At 64.6% G+C, this 16,111-nt stretch carries 12 protein-coding genes and 1 pseudogene; 11 read left to right on the forward strand and 2 right to left on the reverse strand.

From position 1 onward, the window contains the following. From H3V53_RS24710 to H3V53_RS24745, 8 genes and pseudogenes are all read left to right on the forward strand, one after another. Window positions 1-715: MFS transporter (locus H3V53_RS24710; RefSeq protein ID WP_336600206.1), on the forward strand; the 715-nt coding region annotated here is incomplete at its 5' end. Between the two features lie 636 nt (window positions 716-1,351). Next, entirely contained in the window at window positions 1,352-2,005 is a 654-nt protein-coding gene (locus H3V53_RS24715; protein WP_336600238.1) for a response regulator transcription factor, read from the forward strand. 116 nt (window positions 2,006-2,121) lie between these two features. After that, complete coding sequence (locus H3V53_RS24720; protein WP_419539570.1) at window positions 2,122-2,832, forward strand: response regulator; 711 nt, start codon at window positions 2,122-2,124, stop codon at window positions 2,830-2,832. A gap of 64 nt (window positions 2,833-2,896) precedes the next feature. Next, the gene (locus tag H3V53_RS24725) at window positions 2,897-3,538 is read left to right on the forward strand and encodes a response regulator transcription factor (RefSeq protein ID WP_336600207.1); all 642 of its coding nucleotides are present in this window, start codon (window positions 2,897-2,899) and stop codon (window positions 3,536-3,538) included. A 185-nt stretch (window positions 3,539-3,723) separates the two neighbouring features. After that, the gene (locus tag H3V53_RS24730; protein WP_336600208.1) at window positions 3,724-4,470 is read left to right on the forward strand and encodes an aquaporin; all 747 of its coding nucleotides are present in this window, start codon (window positions 3,724-3,726) and stop codon (window positions 4,468-4,470) included. Between the two features lie 85 nt (window positions 4,471-4,555). Further along, window positions 4,556-8,939, forward strand: a pseudogene (locus H3V53_RS24735) (ATP-binding protein). Window positions 8,940-9,123: 184 nt separating this feature from the next. Continuing rightward, window positions 9,124-9,558, forward strand: coding sequence for a CHRD domain-containing protein (locus H3V53_RS24740; RefSeq protein ID WP_336600209.1), 435 nt, complete (start codon window positions 9,124-9,126; stop codon window positions 9,556-9,558). 168 nt (window positions 9,559-9,726) lie between these two features. After that, a complete protein-coding gene (locus H3V53_RS24745; protein ID WP_336600210.1) occupies window positions 9,727-10,677 on the forward strand; it encodes an alpha/beta hydrolase in 951 nt (316 codons plus the stop codon). Here H3V53_RS24745 and H3V53_RS24750 read toward each other — a convergent pair. Then, complete coding sequence (locus H3V53_RS24750; RefSeq protein WP_336600211.1) at window positions 10,647-11,489, reverse strand: EcsC family protein; 843 nt, start codon at window positions 11,487-11,489, stop codon at window positions 10,647-10,649. The genes H3V53_RS24745 and H3V53_RS24750 overlap by 31 nt on opposite strands. Window positions 11,490-11,631: 142 nt before the next feature. Here H3V53_RS24750 and H3V53_RS24755 point away from each other — a divergent pair, with 142 nt between their 5' ends. Together H3V53_RS24755 and H3V53_RS24760 are read left to right on the forward strand one after the other, a co-directional pair. Next, window positions 11,632-13,227, forward strand: coding sequence for an MFS transporter (locus tag H3V53_RS24755; RefSeq protein ID WP_336600212.1), 1,596 nt, complete (start codon window positions 11,632-11,634; stop codon window positions 13,225-13,227). Between the two features lie 35 nt (window positions 13,228-13,262). Further along, window positions 13,263-13,727 carry a MarR family winged helix-turn-helix transcriptional regulator gene (locus H3V53_RS24760; RefSeq protein WP_336600213.1) on the forward strand — a complete coding sequence of 155 codons (465 nt, stop codon included), beginning with the start codon at window positions 13,263-13,265 and terminating at the stop codon, window positions 13,725-13,727. Between the two features lie 73 nt (window positions 13,728-13,800). On the opposite strand, the gene H3V53_RS24765 is transcribed toward H3V53_RS24760, so the two are convergent. Continuing rightward, complete coding sequence (locus tag H3V53_RS24765; protein ID WP_054917326.1) at window positions 13,801-15,078, reverse strand: alanine racemase; 1,278 nt, start codon at window positions 15,076-15,078, stop codon at window positions 13,801-13,803. 142 nt (window positions 15,079-15,220) lie between these two features. On the opposite strand from H3V53_RS24765, the gene H3V53_RS24770 reads away from it, so the two are divergent. After that, window positions 15,221-16,111 (forward strand): MurR/RpiR family transcriptional regulator, encoded by an 891-nt coding sequence (locus H3V53_RS24770; protein ID WP_336600214.1) that lies wholly within the window; start codon window positions 15,221-15,223, stop codon window positions 16,109-16,111.

Raw genomic sequence — 16,111 nt, forward strand, 5'->3', positions numbered from 1 at the left:
CGCGCTGGCGCCAGCGGAGGCGCACGCGGCTCGCGCGGTCTCACACGACGCCCCGGTCTCGCCGTTGCGCGACGCCGGCGTCTGGCGCGTCGCGTTGGGCATCGGCGTGCTGTGCGTGCCGCAACTCGCCGTCGTCACGTTCGCGACCGTGTTTCTGCACGACTTCGGCCGTGTGGGCGTGGCCGGCATCAGCGCGACGATGGCGGCCGTGCAGACGGGCGCGGCAATCGCGCGAGTCTGGAGCGGACGATGGACGGACCGGCACGGCAACCGGCGGCAATACATGCGCGCGTGCAGCGTGCTGACGGCGCTGCTGTTCGCGTCGCTCGCGCTGGTCGCGGCGCGTGCCGCGGGCGCTGCGGGGGCGGTGAGCACGTCGGGCGTGGCCAGCCTGGGCGCTACGCACGGCACGCTCACGATCCTGCTAGCGGCGATGGTGGTGCTTGGCGGCGTCAGCGCGTCTGCGTGGCACGGCGTCGCGTACACGGAGCTTGCAACGCTCGCAGGGACGCGGCGCGCGGGCACGGCGCTCGCGATGGGCAATACGTGTGCATTCATGACCTTGTTCGTCACGCCGCTGGCCATTGCGCCGCTGCTCGCGGCCACCTCGTGGCCGGCCGTGTGGGCCATCGCCAGCGTCTGCGCGCTGATCGCGCTGCCCATCTTCCCTCGGCCGCCGCGTGTCGCGCCCTATTCGTCGCGCGCGAGGGCGTGAACGCGCAGTCGCGACTTCCGACATGCCGAAAGCCGTTGTATTTTCTGGTCGGATTTTCACTCCGAAAATCGATCCACTTAGCCTTGTGCCGAAAAATCGACCTGTAGCGTCTGATTTTTCTGCGCGAGGCGTCAGAATAATTTTAAAAATGATTTTTGCGGTTTAGCGCTCTAGGCAAATTTCTCATTTTAAGAATAATGGAATTTTCATCGGCTGAAGGCGTCATTAATCTTCTCATCTGAATCCGAGATCATTCGATAGACAATGCGACGAACTCAACGTCCGCCCAATAGCTTCCATGCGGCGACCGCAGCCGTTACGCGATTTCCTAACCGCCATCAGGAAAATTCGGAAATCGCGCGAGGAAATGCGGAAGTTAGCTTTCCGATAAGCGAAACAGGCATCGGGTAATTCTTCGGGAAAATACTCGAAATGGTCGTGAATCGGTCATTGATTCGGAACTCTCTGATATTCCGTTTTTTCTCTGGATGTTTTCATTCAATTTGTCGGAGCGCGATTCGTTAAATATTGCGAGGGGTGCTGAAAAACGGACTCGTTTCCAGCTATTTCGAATGGGCTTTTCGGCGTCGACCAACACCATTCAATAGCAAGGCGGCAACAGTGAACCTTCGAATCATGCTGGCAGACGATCATCCGTTTGTCCTGCTCGGTATCCGGGCCACGTTGGTCGCGCAAGGGGGATTCACGGTCGTCGGCGAGGCAACGAGTCCGTCGTCGCTGGTTCAACTGCTGGAGAAAACATCATGCGACGTGCTGGTAACGGACCTGACCATGCCGGGTGCGTCAGGCGATGCCGACGACGGGCTGCGGCTCATCCGGCGCATACGCAGCGGCTGGCCCGACGTACGCGTCGTCGTGCTGACCAGTCTGACCAACGCCGCCATTCTCCGGTCAATCATGTCCGACGGCGTGACCGGCATGCTGAACAAGAGCGAACCCATGGACGAACTCGCCGCCGCCATCCGCGCGGCGGGCGCGGGGCGATCGTTTGTCAGCCAGTCCATCCTGCAGACACTTGCCGAAGCGAGCGGCGAGCCGCTGGGCATGTCGCCGATGCGTCACCTGTCGCCGCGCCAGGCGGAGGTGATCGACATGTTCGTGCGAGGCAAGTCGATCTCGGAGATAGCTCGCACCCTCGGGCGCGATGTCCGGACGGTCAGCCGGCAAAAGCGGGACGCAATGGCGAAGCTGGGCGTCAGCAACGATCCCGGGCTGTTCGCATTCGTGAGGGCGTACGGGCTCGCGCTCGGAGAAAGAACGGGTAGCTGAATAACAGGTGAAGTTCGGAGACCACTTTTGCGTGCGAGATGTCGAAGGTCTGATTCTCGCCGGCAAGGGTGCTCACCGAGCATAGCAATGCCGCAAGGCACAGGGAGAGACCTCGCGTGAATATCAGGAAAGACATGGCGCTGCCAATCCGCACCATCATCGCCGACGACCATCCGCTGGTCCTGCTCGCGATGGAGAATCTGATGTCTGGATTCCCGAACATCGAGATTGTTGGGCGAGCGGCAGATTCGTCTGAGTTGTTCGCCGAAGCGCAGCGCGTGAAATGCGAACTCGTCGTTTTGGATCTGCACATGCCCGGCGGCGTGCACGGGGATGGCATCGACATGATCCGTCAGTTCAAGGAGCGGCATCCTGAAGTCGTGGTCGTCGTTCTGACCATGGAGACCTCGGCCGACTTGCTGCAGAAGGTAATCGGTGTCGGCGTGGGCGCCGTTGTCAGCAAGCGCGACCGGATGGACCTGATCCACGTGGCGATCATCACCGCGCTGGCGCGCGAGTGCTACATCGGCCCCGCCATCCGCACGCTGCTTGCCGATGCGACGCTGTCGCGCCGGATCGACCATGTCAGGCAGGTGCTGTCGCGGCGCGAACTCGAGGTGCTGACGCACTACGCAACGGGGCGGGGCGTGACGGAAATCGCGTTAAGGCTAGGCCGCAGCGTGAAGACGATCAGTGCGCAGAAATGCACGGCGATGCGCAAGCTGTCGCTGCAAAGCGACGCCGACCTGTTCAGGTTCGCCGTCGAGCATGGTCTCGTGCCGGACGATCCGAGCAACGCCGCAAGCAGGATCAGCGCGGGGGGCTGACGCTGCCAGTCTGCACATGCGGCACGGTATGTTGGCGACAGCCCTGGAACAAGAACACAACAAGATGGAAAACAAGATCCGCGTCATCGTCGCGGACGATCACGCGTGCGTGCGCGAAGGCGTGAGGCACCTGCTAGGCATAATCGCCCACGTCTCGGTAGTCGGCGAGGCGGTCGATACGCAATCGCTCGCCGCGTTGCTCGATTCGTGCACCTGTGACGTCGTCGTCACGGATATCGGCATGCCGGGGATCGATGGCGAGAGCAACGCGATCCAGTTTCTGCGGCAGCTATTGCATCACGCGCCTCAACTGCCCGTCGTGGTGCTCACCATGATCCATCAGGCTTCGAGCCTGTTGGGGCTGATGCAGTACGGCATTGCGGCCGTCGTCGACAAGCGCGATATCACCGCATCGCTGCTTCACGCAATCGACGCGGCGCTGACGGGCCAAGGTTACCTGTCTGATCACGCTCGCGCCGCGATCGCAGCCGCCGGTTCGCCGCAACCGCGCGCAGGCGTGATGAGCGCCGGTGAATGGAAGGTTTTCACGATGTATGTGAGCGGCATGACCATCAGCCAGATCGCGCTCAGACTGAATCGAAGCGCGAAGACCATCAGCACACAGAAGCGCAATGCGATGCGCAAGCTGGGTCTAGAAACGGAAGCCGACGTGATCGACTACGCGTGTCAGATTGGACTGACGTGACCGCTTTTTCGGAGTTATCCGATTCCCCGTTTAGCTCGCTAAACCAACAATGTTCTGTTGGACTCCCGGCTCGTGGGAGCGCGGCGCCTTGCAATTGATTCGATACGCAGATCAATCGACACCGGGCGCGACATGGTAAGTCCGTCCGGGAAGGCTCTCCGGGCGGCGCAGCTAGCGGAGGACGCATGTCAGGACTGGGAAGGCGATTGGTCAGCGAAGGTGCGGGGACGGCGTGGTTCGTGTTCGTCGGATGCGGCACGACAGTGCTCGACACGGGCGCGCAAGGCAACTGCGTGCTGGCGATCCCCCTGGCGTTCGGTCTCGCGCTGGCAACGGCCACTTATGTACTCAGGCGCTTTTCGGGCGCGCATTTCAATCCTGCCGTAACCGTCGCGCTCGTGACGGCGCAACGCTTCCCGGTGCGCGATCTCGCGCCGTACATCGCCGCGCAGATCCTCGGCGCGGTAGCGGGTGCCGCGCTGCTCGCGTTCGTGGCAAGCGGGCGTCCCGGCTTCGAGCTCGCGGCGAGCGAATTCGGCGCCAACGGATACGGCGATCACTCTCCCGCCGACTATCGGCTGCATTCCGCCCTGACGGTGGAAGTGACAATGACCTTCGCTTTCGTGATGGCGCGCCTGCTGGTCTCCAAGGGCAAGTCGGGGACGCTGATCGGTCCTGTCATCGAAGGGGTCTGGCTGACGCTCAGTTACGTCGTCGCGCTGCCGGTGACCAACGCCTCGCTGAATCCCGCGCGGTCTACGGGACCGGCCATCTTTGTCGGTGACTGGGCGCTCGACCAGCTCTGGCTTTTCTGGGCGGCGCCGCTCGCTGGAGGCGTGCTTGCCGGTTTGCTGCATTCGCGTCTCTTCAACGGCGCCCAGCGTGCGTTCGCGCGCCAGCACCCCAAGAGCCGGCGCGGCGAATCGGCTTGAGTGCGCTCCCATGTATTTTTCGCGCGCTTTCGCATTCTTTTCCCGTTGTTTCACAAGCCACGCCTTAGCGTCCGCTATTCGCCACATGCTGGCAGCAGCCTTCGCGGTGTTGGTCGCGCTTTCGGGCGTTCCGCTGGCGAACGCGGCGCCTGGCGCCGTGCCCCGCCCGGTGCCGCCGAAGGTGACCGTCGGTGTGCTCGCGAGTGGCTGGTCGCCGTTCGAGATGCTCGACGAGGGCAAGCTCACCGGATTGAGCGCCGATTATCTGCGGGCTGTCATCGGTCCGAATGTCGAAATCGAGACGAAAGCCTTTCCGGACATGGAGCAATTGCTGGCAGCGGCGTGCGCGAATCGCGTCGACGTTCTGACGAGCATGGCGCGCACGCCTGAGCGTGAGCATTGCCTGTCGTTCACGATGCCGTATTTCCGCGGGTCGACGTCGGCCGTGACGCTCGCCGGCAACGCGCTGGCCTTGTCCGCTCCCGAGCAGTTGCAAAACGCGCGCATCGCGGTGGAACGCGGATTCGCGCTTATCTCCAGCCTGCGCAATCGCTTTCCGCGCGCGCAAATCGACACGTTCGCCGACACGCCGTCCGCATTGCGCGCCGTCAAGCAGGGGGAGGCCGACGTATATTTCGGCTTCACGCCCGCCGTGCGCCGGTATCTGGCGAGTCCGGATTTCATGAGCCTCGGCATTGCATTCGAAGAGACGGGGCCCATCAGCGACATGCGTTTTGGCGTCCCCGTGGCAAAAAGCGACTTGCGCGACGAGCTTGATCGCGGACTGAACGCGATGCCACTCGAAGACCAGGCTCGCATTCGCGCGCGCTGGCTTGGCGGCAGCATCGGCGCGCGCTCGGCGCCGTCTAGCGCGAATCTCGTGCTGAGCCAGGACGAGCGTGCGTGGCTCGCGTCGCTGCCGCCGCTGTCCATCGGCTTCGACAGCGACTGGACGCCTTTCAGCACGCTCGACGATCTGGGCCGCCTGTCGGGCGTCGCCGCCGACTATCTCGACTATCTGAGCCGCACGCTGGGGCTCACGTTCCATCGCGTGCCGGCGAAGGACTGGCCGACGACCATCGCCGATTTCGGCCGCGGTAATGTCGCGCTTCTCGCCACGGCCACGCGTAGCGACCCGCGGCTGTCGAAGGCAACCTTCACGCAACCTTACGAAACCTATCCGCTTGTCATCGTCGCGCGCGAGAGCGAGCCTGCCGCGCGCAGCCTGACCGATTTCGCGGCGCGGCGCGTCGTGGTATCCGCGCACAGTCAGGGGTCGGTGCCGTTCCATCAGTACGGCGTGACGCCCGAGCACGTGCAGATCGTGACGAACGTGAGCGCGGCGCTGAACCGGCTCGCGGCGGGCGGCGCCGACGCGCTGGTTGGCAACGTCGCCGAGGTCGACGCCGAGCTCACGCAGCGATACTCAGGCGTACTAAAGATCGTCGGTACGGTGCGCGAGCCAGAGGCCGTCGGCTTCGCCGTGCGTCCCGATCTTGCGCCGCTTGCCGAGCTGATCGACCGCGCGCTGCTCGCCATGCCGGCGTCGGAGCGGCAGCACATCCGCCAGAAATGGGTGACGGGCGATGCGCCGACGCGCAGCGGCTGGAGCGTGACGGCGCTGCGGCTGTTGCCCGTGCTCATCGGCATTGGCGTCGTGTTGCTAGTGACGCTGCGCGCCTACATGCTGCTGCAGCGCGAAGTCGCGTTGCGCGAACGCACGGAGCGCGAGCTCGAATCGCAGCTGAACTTCCAGCAGACCGTGATGGAGATGGTGCCGTATCCGCTCGTCGCGAAAGATCTGCTTGGACGCTATATCGCCGTCAACCGGGCCTATGAGCAGGCAACGGGGCTCGGCCGCGACGCCGTCATCGGTCGAACGAGCGCTGGGGTGCGCGCGTGGGGTGAGAACAACGGCCTGCGGCTCGAGCAACTGACCCGCGACGTGCTGACGGGCACCACACCCAAAGAGATCGAGCTGGAGTTCGAAGACGCCGACGGCGACAGCCGCCACGGCCTCTTTTGCGTGAACGTGTGCAACGGACCGGAAGGCGCGCCCGTCTGCGTGCTGGGCACGGTTGTCGATATCACCGATATCCGTCGCGCCGAAAGGCTCGCGAGCGAAACGCAGCGGCGGCTCGCCGACGTGACGGGTTCGCTGCCGGCCGTCGTGTTCCAGCTGCGCCGCGGGCTCGACGGCAAGTACACGTTCCCGTACGTCGGCGGCGACACGGAGCATCTGTTCGGTTACGACAGTGCCGCGCTGATGCGCAGCGGCGCGCTCGATTTCGGCACGATTTGCGCCGACGACCGTGCAGGCGTCGTGGCCGCGCTCGAGCACTCGGCGCAGTTGTCGGAGCCGGTGCGGCTCGAGTTCCGGATCGACGGCGCGGCCGAGCAGCGCTGGGTGCGCGCGGCGCTCGTGCCGCGTCGCGAGCCGTCGGGCGCCACGGTCTGGAGCGGCTATTGGGTCGAGCGACATCGAGCGGCTGCGCGCCGACGAACTGGCGCGCGCGCGTGATCTGGCGGAAGCGGCCTCGCGCGCCAAAGACGATTTCCTCGCGATGATGAGCCACGAAATCCGCACGCCAATGAACGGCGTGCTGGGTCTCGTCGAAGTGCTGGAGCGCACGCGGCTCGATGCCGACCAGGGCGAAATGCTCGGGATGATTCACGAGTCGGCGGGCGCGCTGCTGCAGATTCTCGATGATCTGCTCGACTATTCGAAAATTGAGGCCGGGCGCCTGACGATCGAATCCGAGCCTTTCGACTTGCGCGATCTCGTCGATACCGCTGTGGGTCTGCTGGCAGGTCGCGCGCACGAGAAAGGTCTGAAGGTGCGCGTCGATATCGAGCCGCAAGTGGCCGCGACGCTGCGTGGCGATAGCGTCCGCTTGCGACAAATCCTATTCAATCTGCTTGGCAATGCCATCAAGTTCACCCCGCAAGGCGAGGTCGACGTCCAGGTGAAAGTGGTCGAGCAGAACGAGGCGGCCCAGATGGTCGAAATTTCCGTCGACGACACGGGCATCGGCATCGCGCCCGACGTGCAGGCGCGGCTGTTCGAACCGTTCGTACAGGCGGAGTCGTCGACGACGCGGCGCTTCGGTGGCACCGGCCTCGGCCTGACGATCTGCCGCAAGCTGGTTGCATTGATGGGCGGCACGTTGTCGCTGTCGAGCGCGCCCGGCAAGGGCACCTGCATGACGCTGCGGCTGCGGATGCCCGTCGAAGCGCAGCATTACAGGGCAGGCGGACTGCGCGGCAAGCGCGGCCTCGTCGTCACGGCGGATGTGCCCGTCGCGCACGCGCTCGCGCACTTCGCGGCGGCGCTCGGCATCGAGACTCGCTGCACGGCGCGCGACCGGCGCGAACTGCTTGATCTGCAGGCATTGCGCGATGTCGATCTGATCTTCGTCGGCGAAGGCATGGAAGTGCCCGACGCCGTCGCGCAGTCGGGCGCGAAAGTGGTCGTGCTGACCGAGAAGCCGAAGCCGACCGGCTATCGGATCGTCGACAATGCCGTGCGCGTGAGCACCAATCCAATTTCGTGGCGCGGACTGGGCGTAGCGTGCGCCGCCGCGCTGACGGGCTTGTCGCCGACGCGCGCGCAGCAGCAACGCGAAGCGGAAGCCAGCGTCACGCCGCCGGACCGCGAACGCGCGATCGCGACGGGGCGGCTCGTGCTCGTCGCCGAGGATCATCCCGTCAACCAGGAATTGATCCGTCATCAACTCGCGCTGCTGGGCTTCGCGTGCGACGTCGTCAACGACGGCGTCGAAGCGCTCGAAGCGCTCGAAGCGACGCCGTACGGCTTCCTCATCACCGATTGCCACATGCCGAGACTGTCCGGCTACGATCTCGCGCGTGCCGTGCGAGAACGGGAACGGTCGACGGGCGCGCGGCTGCCCATCCTCGGCATCACAGCGAACACCGCGCCGGAAGATCTGAAGGCGTGCCGCGAAGCGGGAATGGACGATTGTCTCGTCAAGCCGACGCGGCTCGCCACGTTGCGCGAATACCTGAACCGCTGGTTCGGTGCCGATCACGCGCGGCCGGCCGTGCAAGGCGACGCGTCGGGCGCCGCCATGTCGGACCTGCATGCGCAGAGCGTCGACAACACCGCCTTCGTTCCCGTCGATCTCAGTCAATTGACGCAGATATGGGGCAGCGAATCGACGGTCAAGTCGTTGCTCGATGCATTCGTGTCGGCTGTGCGCGACGATATGCGCGCGCTCTCGCCGCTGCTGCGCTATCCGGATGTTGCCGCCTTGCGGCAATGGCACCATCGCGTCGCTGGCGCGGCGGGCGTGCTGCAGTATCCGCCGCTGCTGCGCGCGCTCGAAGATTACCGGCGGCTATTCAACGGTTCTGCGCCGGACACATTGCGTAGCGAAGGCCACGCGCTCGTGCGCGCGTGCAACGCGATGCTCGACGGCATCGAAGAGCAGGCGGCGTTGCTTGCCTGAACGGAATCTCTGCGCACTTCGCAACGTCTGGCGCGACTGCGCATGCGTCACGCGCGGTGCATCGATTTGCAATAGTATGTGCTGGCATGTGCTGGCGATGGCCCGTGCGTCAGTCGGAAGACGCTTCAACCTTGCGGCGATGGCAGCGGTCGCGGCGCGCGCGCAAAAAGACTCGGAGAGAACAATGATTGCGATTCGAAAGCTGAGCATGATGGTCGTGTTGTGGGCGCTGGCATCGGGTGTCGCGCTTGCGGATACGGTGGAAATGAAGGCCGACCTCGAACCGTCGAGCGAAGTGCCGCCGCGCGTGAGCCGCGGTCACGGCGCGCTGGATGCCACGTTCGATACGTCGACCAGAATGCTGAAGTGGACGGCGACGTACGAAGGCCTGTCGGGTGCAGCGACGATGGCGCACTTCCACGGCCCAGCGCCTGTCGGGCAGAACGCGAAGGTGCAGGTGCCCATCGACAAGAACGCGCTCGGCAGTCCGATCAAGGGTTCCGTGACGCTGACGGAACAACAGGTTACGGACCTGATGGCGGGGCAGTGGTACTTCAACATTCACACGGCGCAGAACCCGACGGGCGAGATTCGCGGTCAGTTGCTGCCGGCGAACTAAACGTTCGCGCGCGTCGAACTTGGTGGCCGGAACCGTCAGTGGCGGTTCGGGCCATTTTCTTTTCTGACGGCGAGTGGGTTGTGCGTCATCAGTGGAAAGCCGCTTTCGACCGAACCCGAGCCAAAGCCAAGTACCATTGCTGGATGACCGTCGACGGAGAGTGTTCCGATGAGTTGGCAAAGCGCTTTGGCATGCTGGTTCTTGCGCCGTCAGTTTCATCCGCAGACGCGGCATCCGACGATCAGCGCGGAACGCGCCCGCAACCTGACCGCGAAGCGCGCGTACACGCCGCGCGTGCCGTCGGGCTGGACCCTGCACGAACGATACGGCGCACATGACTGGCCGTTGCGCGGCGAGTGGCTGACGCGAGTCGACGGCAAGCATGCGGCCACGATCCTCTATCTGCATGGCGGCGGCTATTACTTCTGCTCGCCGCAGACGCATCGCGCGGCTTCGTTCGGCCTTGCCGCGCGCAGCGGCGCGCGCGTGTTTTCGCTCGACTACCGGCTCGCGCCCGAGCATCCGTTTCCCGCTGCGCTCGACGATGCGCTCGCCGCTTATCGACATCTGCTCGAAGAGGGAACGAAGCCGGAATCGATCGTGATTGCCGGCGATTCGGCGGGCGGCGGGCTTTCGCTCGCGACGCTGGTCGCGTTGCGCGATGCAGGCGGGCCGTTGCCCGCCGGCGCAATCCTGTTTTCGCCGTGGACCGATCTTGCGGCGACGGGCGCATCGCTGCAAACCAACGACGGCATCGATCCGATGTTCCACGGCCCGTCCATTGCGCGGGCCGCGAAGCTCTATCTCGCCGATACGCCCGCCACGCATCCGTATGCGTCGCCGCTTTACGCGGACCCGAAAGGCTTGCCGCCGCTCTTCATCCAGGTGAGCAGCACGGAAGTGCTGCTCGACGATTCGCGACGCGTGGCCGACAAGGCGCGCGCGGCGGGCGTCGAAGTCGAGTTGGACGTCTGGCGCAAGATGCCGCACGTGTGGCAACTGTGGGCGCCGTTCATTCCCGAGGCGCGTCGCTCACTCGATCTCGCCGCGCGCTTCGCGTTGCGCGTGACAGGCGCCGCGCGCGCCGTTCAACCGTCGAGCGAAACGTCGATCGTCTGATAGGCGGCCTGCACGACTTGCGTGCCGTATTGCCGTTCGAGCCGGCGCACCGTGAAGTGGCCATGCGCGACCTGCTGGAAGTGGTCGATGAACACGGTGTTGACCATCGCCCCGAGCACGGCGCCGATCGCCGGGATCGACTTCGCGGCGATCTGCTCGCTGACCTGCACGGAGAAACGCGCCGCGATCGTGCTCAACAGACGCAGCAGCGCCGCCGATCCGTGCGTCGTGAACCCCTTCGTCGCGATCTCCGACGATGCCTTCGAGACCGCCTGCGCCAGCGCGCCGCGCATGATGAAGTAGCCGTAGTCGGCGTCGTCGTCGGCTTTCGACGTGCCGCCCATGCCGAGCACGCTCAGACACTGCAGTTGCGTATCGACGGAAGTCAGGTCCTCGCCCTCGCTTCGCGCGACGTCGCAGATCGAGCGGAACATCAGCGTCGTCGTGACGGGCAACTCGACGGGCAGCGCGAACAGTCCGAACGCGCCGCCCGCCGCGCCCGTGGTGGCGACGGCGAACTTGTGCAGCAGATTGCTCGGCCGGTCGCTGACGCCGAGCGGCGCGCCGCCCATCGGACGCCCGAGCGTGCGCAGCGCGATCTGCAGACATTTGCGCAGCGCGACCTGCGTCGCGTCGTTGACCTTGTCGCTGGCAATGGACGGCAGCCGCGCAATCAGCTTCTCCATCGGCGCGCCGACGATGCTGGCGAGCTTCATCGTCAGGGCCGGGCTTTCCAGCTCGTGTTTGGCGCGCCGCAGCGCCGCGAGATCGTCGGCGGAAAGCGGCACGGCGGCAAGGGTGGTCTGATCCATGAATCTCCCTGAATTTCGGATTTTTTCGGACGCGTCCACCGAAGAGCAATGCGCAAACCAGCGTTCGGACGCACCCGGTTTAGAACCGTTCAGCGTGGTATGATTCCATATCGTTGACTCGTCAACTGTTGTTCCATCAAAAATGGCCGTCCATACCGCCGCCCATCATTCGAGTGGGCAAGTTTTGCCGTTCCGGGAGTCGCTGCTGGCGATGCTCGGCGTCTCTTTTGTCTCGATGCTCGTCGCGCTCGACCAGACCGTGGTCGGCACCGCGCTGCCGACCATCGTGGCCGATCTAAAGGGTTTCGAGCTGTACGCGTGGGTCGCGACGTCGTATCTGCTGACGTCGGTGATCACGGTGCCGATCTTCGGGCGCCTCGGCGATTACTACGGACGCAAGCCCTTCGTGATCGCGTCGATCATCGTGTTCACGGCGGCTTCCGTGCTGTGCGGCGCGGCCAACAACATGCTGTTTCTGGTGATCGCGCGCGGGCTGCAGGGCATCGGCGGCGGCATGCTGGTCGGCACCGCGTTCGCCTGCATTCCCGACCTGTTTCCCGATTCCGTCGTGCGCTTGCGCTGGCAGGTGCTGATGAGTTCGGCGTTCGGCATCGCGAATGCCGTCGGGCCGTCGCTCGGCGGATTTCTGACGCAGTACTACGGCTGGCGTTCGGTGTTCTACGTGAATCTGCCCGTCGGCTTGCTGTCGCTGTTCTTCGTGTGGCGCTACCTGCCGCATCTGCGGCATGTCGTCCATGAAGGCAAGATGCGGCTCGACTGGCCGGGCGCGCTGCTGATCGCGCTGTCGCTCGGCAGCCTGCAGATGTTCGTCGAAATGCTGCCGAAGCATGGCGTGACGGCGTCGGCGGGCGTGCTGCTGCTCGTCGGCGCCGCATGCGCGATTGCGCTGTGGCACTGGGAAAAGCGCTTTGCGCAGGCCATTCTTCCCGTCGACATGTTCCGCAACCCGAGCCTCGCCGCGCTCTTCGTGCTTGCCGTGCTCGGCGGCTTCGCGATGTTCTCGCTGCTGTTCTACGCGCCGCTCCTGTTTCAGGGCGGCTTCGGCATGATGCCGAACGAGGCGGGCCTCGTGATCACGCCGCTCGTCGTGTTCATTACGATCGGCAGCATTGCGAACGGGCGCATCGTGTCGCGCATTCCGAATCCGAACGTGATGCTGTACGTCGGCTTTGCGCTGTTCGCGGCGGCGTCGCTCGGCGTGGTGGTCGCGACGCGCACGATGCCGCACTGGCTGCTGATGCTGTTCATGACGCTGGGCGGTCTGGGACTCGGCTTCGTGCTGCCCAATCTCACCGTGTTCGCGCAGCAGACGGCGGGCCGGGAGCATCTCGGCATCGCGACCGCGCTGCTGCAATCGCTGCGGATGATCGGCGGGATGATCGGCACGGCGCTGACGGGCACGCTCGTCACGCACATGTATGCGAGCGGCGTGCGCGACGCGCTCGAGGCCGACCGCGCGAGCCAGTGGTTCGCCGATCTCGGCGATCCGCAGATCCTCGTCAATCGCGACGCGCAGCACACGCTTTTGAACGAGCTGGCGCAAGCAGGGCACAATGGCGCCGTGCTGCTGGAATCGGCGCGCGAGTCGCTGGTCGGCGCGATCCATATTGGCCTCGCGCTCGGCGCGCTGGTGTCGCTGTTCGCGATCTGGCAGAGCCGGCGCGTGCCGCCCGTTAAACTGCGCAAGCAGATCGAGCCCGTCATCCACGCGGATTGACCGGCGTCTTCGCGCATTGAAATCAAAGAAACATCATGGAAGAACAGGACCGCGTCGCTATCCTGCATCAGTTCGGGCGTACTTACCGGGCGTTCATGTCGGCGTTCGAAGGACGCGTCGGTCATCCGATGCCGCGCTGGCGCATTCTGCTCGCGCTGTACGAGCAGGCAGGCGAATCGTCGCAGAAGAAGCTGGTCGAGCGCTTGCGCATCGATCCCGGCGCGCTGACGCGTCAGTTGAAATCGCTCGAAGCGATGGGCTGGATCGCGCGCAGCATGGATGAACGCGACAACCGCATCACGAACGTGAAGCTGACGGAGGCGGGCCGCGCCGCGATCGAATCGAGCCTGCCGAGTCGCAACGCGTTTCTGCACGACACGATGGCAGCGTTGCCGGACGATGTGCTGGCGGGATTGTCGGGCGCGCTGACGATGCTCGAGGCGCGTATCGGCGAAGTGGCCGCGGCGGGCGCAGGCGAAGCGGCGCAAGCCGGGCGCTGAACTACGCGCGAGAAGACGGCGCCGACCGGCATCTGATCGGAATACGAGCGGCGCCGCCCCGATCGAAGAACAATCAGAAGAACGTTTCGATCACTTCCGTCACGCGATACGACGGATCGAGCACGAGCACCTGACGCCACTTGTCGAACGTCAGGCACGGATGCGAGATGTCGAACGCGATCATGTCGCCGACTTTCAGATCGGCGCCTGCGGGAATCCGCAAATACGCGTGCTGATCCATCAGACCGAAAATCTCCCAGCCTTCATCTGCGGCGATATCGCGCGGCGTTTGCGTGCCGGGGCGATAGTGCTTCGCGGGTTCGGGCAGGCCGGCGTCGAACGCTGAATCGCGCTTGCCGAGACCGATGATCGCGCGATCCGGCTCGGGAATCGACTGCACGTATGCCCACAATTGCAGCGCGGGCAACAGGCCTTCGCCCATGCGCTTCGCGACAGGATTGCGCTTGAAGATATCCGTCTGCGCCTTCTTGTAGATGCCGACGTCGTGCGTCAGATAGCAGCCCGGACGCAGCACGATCTCGATGCGGTCCTTGCGCGAAGCCTTCGCGAACTCTTCGGCGACCACGTCGTACCAAGCCGAGCCCGCGCCCGACAGCACGGCCGGCGTGCGTGCGAAGCGTCCCTTGTCCGACAGTTCGAGCGTGAGCTTCACCGCGCTGCGCAGAAAGTCGCGTACTTCCTGTTCTTCCTTCAGCACGCCTTCGTACAGTTCGACGCCCGCGAGCTTCAGCGAATCGGGATAGCGCGCGATCGCATCGAGCACGGCCTGCGTCTGCGATTCGTCGCGCACGCCCGTGCGGCCGCCCGGCACGCCGAGTTCGACGAGCACCTGCAACTGCTTCTTCACCGAGCCGAAGAACGTGCCAAGTTGCTCGACGCCCTCGACGGAATCCACCAGACAGAAGAACTCGAAATCGGGATCGCTGAGCAGTTCGGCGATCATCAGCATGTTGCGTTTGCCGACCAGCTGGTTCGCCATCAGTACGCGCGACACGCCGCCGTGATACGCGGCGCGCACCTGATGCGCGGTGGCAAGCGTGATGCCCCATGCGCCCGTTTCGAGCTGGCGGCGAAACAGTTGCGGCGCCATCGTCGTCTTGCCATGCGGCGCGAGCTTCACGCCGTATTCAGCGACGAACTTCTGCATCCAGTTCAGGTTGTGTTCGATACGGTCCGCGTAGAGAACGGCCGCGGGCAGGCTCACGTCCTCGTCGAGCAGATTCCATTCGAGTCGCGCTGCGTCCGCCAGCTGGATGCTCGTCCCCGGCACGTTGCCCAAACCCTTGCTGTACGGGTCAATCGTGGCTCCCTGATAGTTTGTAACTTTCATGTCATCCTGCTCCATCGTCCAGTTAAATCGAATCGAAGTTGACTTCCATATGTTACCGAAAGTACGATGTTCGATGAAATGTTATTTAGTACCACGGCCGCCGCGAGCGATGTTAGCGGTGGCGCGTGGGCAAGTATGAGCCATGAATACGTCTGCCGAGCCCGTCGCCTTCGACATCGTCGCACGCATTGCCGAATGCGCGCCCGGGTTGCGCTCGGCCGAGCGCAAGGTCGCGGCGCTGATTCTCGACGATCTGACGGGCGCGTCGCGCGCGAGCATCGGCGCGCTCGCCGAGCAGGCGGAAGTGAGTGTCGCGACGGTGACGCGCTTTGCAAAGGCCGTCGGTTGCCGCGATGTGCGCGAGCTGAAGCTGCGGCTCGCGCAGGCAGCGGCAGTCGGCCAGCGGTTCCTGCAAACCAGCGCGCAGGCCGACATGCCCGAGCCGCTTGCCACGCGCGTGTTCGACGAGTTGCAAACGGCGCTTACGCACAACCATCAGCTGCTGTGCCAGGCGCCCGTTGCGCAGGCCGCGGCCGCCTTGCGCGAAGCGCGCATGATTTACGTGTTCGGCATGGGCGGCGGCTCGACCGCGCTCGCCGACGAGATGCGTTTTAGGCTCGTGCGTCTGGGGCGGCCCGTCGCGACGTATCAGGATGGTCTGTTGCAGCGCATGGTGGCATCGACGGTTTCCCGCGATACCGTGGTGATCGCACTGTCGACGACAGGCCGCGTGCCCGAGATGGTGGACAGTTGCGGCATCGCGCGCAGCTACGGCGCGACGCTGATCACGGTGACGGCGCCCGCGTCGCCGCTTGCGAAGCTCGCGGACTGGGTGATCCCCATCGTCGCGTTCGAAACCGATTTCATCTACAAGCCGTCGTCATCGCGCTACGCAATGATGATGGCGCTCGACGTGCTCGTCACCGAACTGGCCGTGAGCCTCGGCGACGAGAGCCGCGAACTGCTGCGCCGCATGAAGCATGCGCTCGATGCGCATCGCGGCGGCGGCGACCGACAACCGCTAGGAGACTGA

This window comes from Paraburkholderia bengalensis, assembly GCF_037126505.1.
Taxonomy (GTDB): Bacteria; Pseudomonadota; Gammaproteobacteria; order Burkholderiales; family Burkholderiaceae; genus Paraburkholderia; species Paraburkholderia bengalensis.

Excerpts from the sequence above, each read along its gene's own strand:
- H3V53_RS24760 (WP_336600213.1), top strand. The coding sequence starts at position 13,263 with ATGGAAGAACAGGACCGCGTCGCTATCCTGCATCAGTTCGGGCGTACT.
- H3V53_RS24730 (WP_336600208.1), top strand. The coding sequence starts at position 3,724 with ATGTCAGGACTGGGAAGGCGATTGGTCAGCGAAGGTGCGGGGACGGCG.
- H3V53_RS24715 (WP_336600238.1), top strand. The coding sequence starts at position 1,352 with ATGCTGGCAGACGATCATCCGTTTGTCCTGCTCGGTATCCGGGCCACG.
- H3V53_RS24770 (WP_336600214.1), top strand. The coding sequence starts at position 15,221 with ATGAATACGTCTGCCGAGCCCGTCGCCTTCGACATCGTCGCACGCATT.
- H3V53_RS24725 (WP_336600207.1), top strand. The coding sequence starts at position 2,897 with ATGGAAAACAAGATCCGCGTCATCGTCGCGGACGATCACGCGTGCGTG.
- H3V53_RS24755 (WP_336600212.1), top strand. The coding sequence starts at position 11,632 with ATGGCCGTCCATACCGCCGCCCATCATTCGAGTGGGCAAGTTTTGCCG.
- H3V53_RS24750 (WP_336600211.1), bottom strand. The coding sequence starts at position 11,489 with ATGGATCAGACCACCCTTGCCGCCGTGCCGCTTTCCGCCGACGATCTC.
- H3V53_RS24765 (WP_054917326.1), bottom strand. The coding sequence starts at position 15,078 with ATGAAAGTTACAAACTATCAGGGAGCCACGATTGACCCGTACAGCAAG.
- H3V53_RS24745 (WP_336600210.1), top strand. The coding sequence starts at position 9,727 with ATGAGTTGGCAAAGCGCTTTGGCATGCTGGTTCTTGCGCCGTCAGTTT.
- H3V53_RS24740 (WP_336600209.1), top strand. The coding sequence starts at position 9,124 with ATGATTGCGATTCGAAAGCTGAGCATGATGGTCGTGTTGTGGGCGCTG.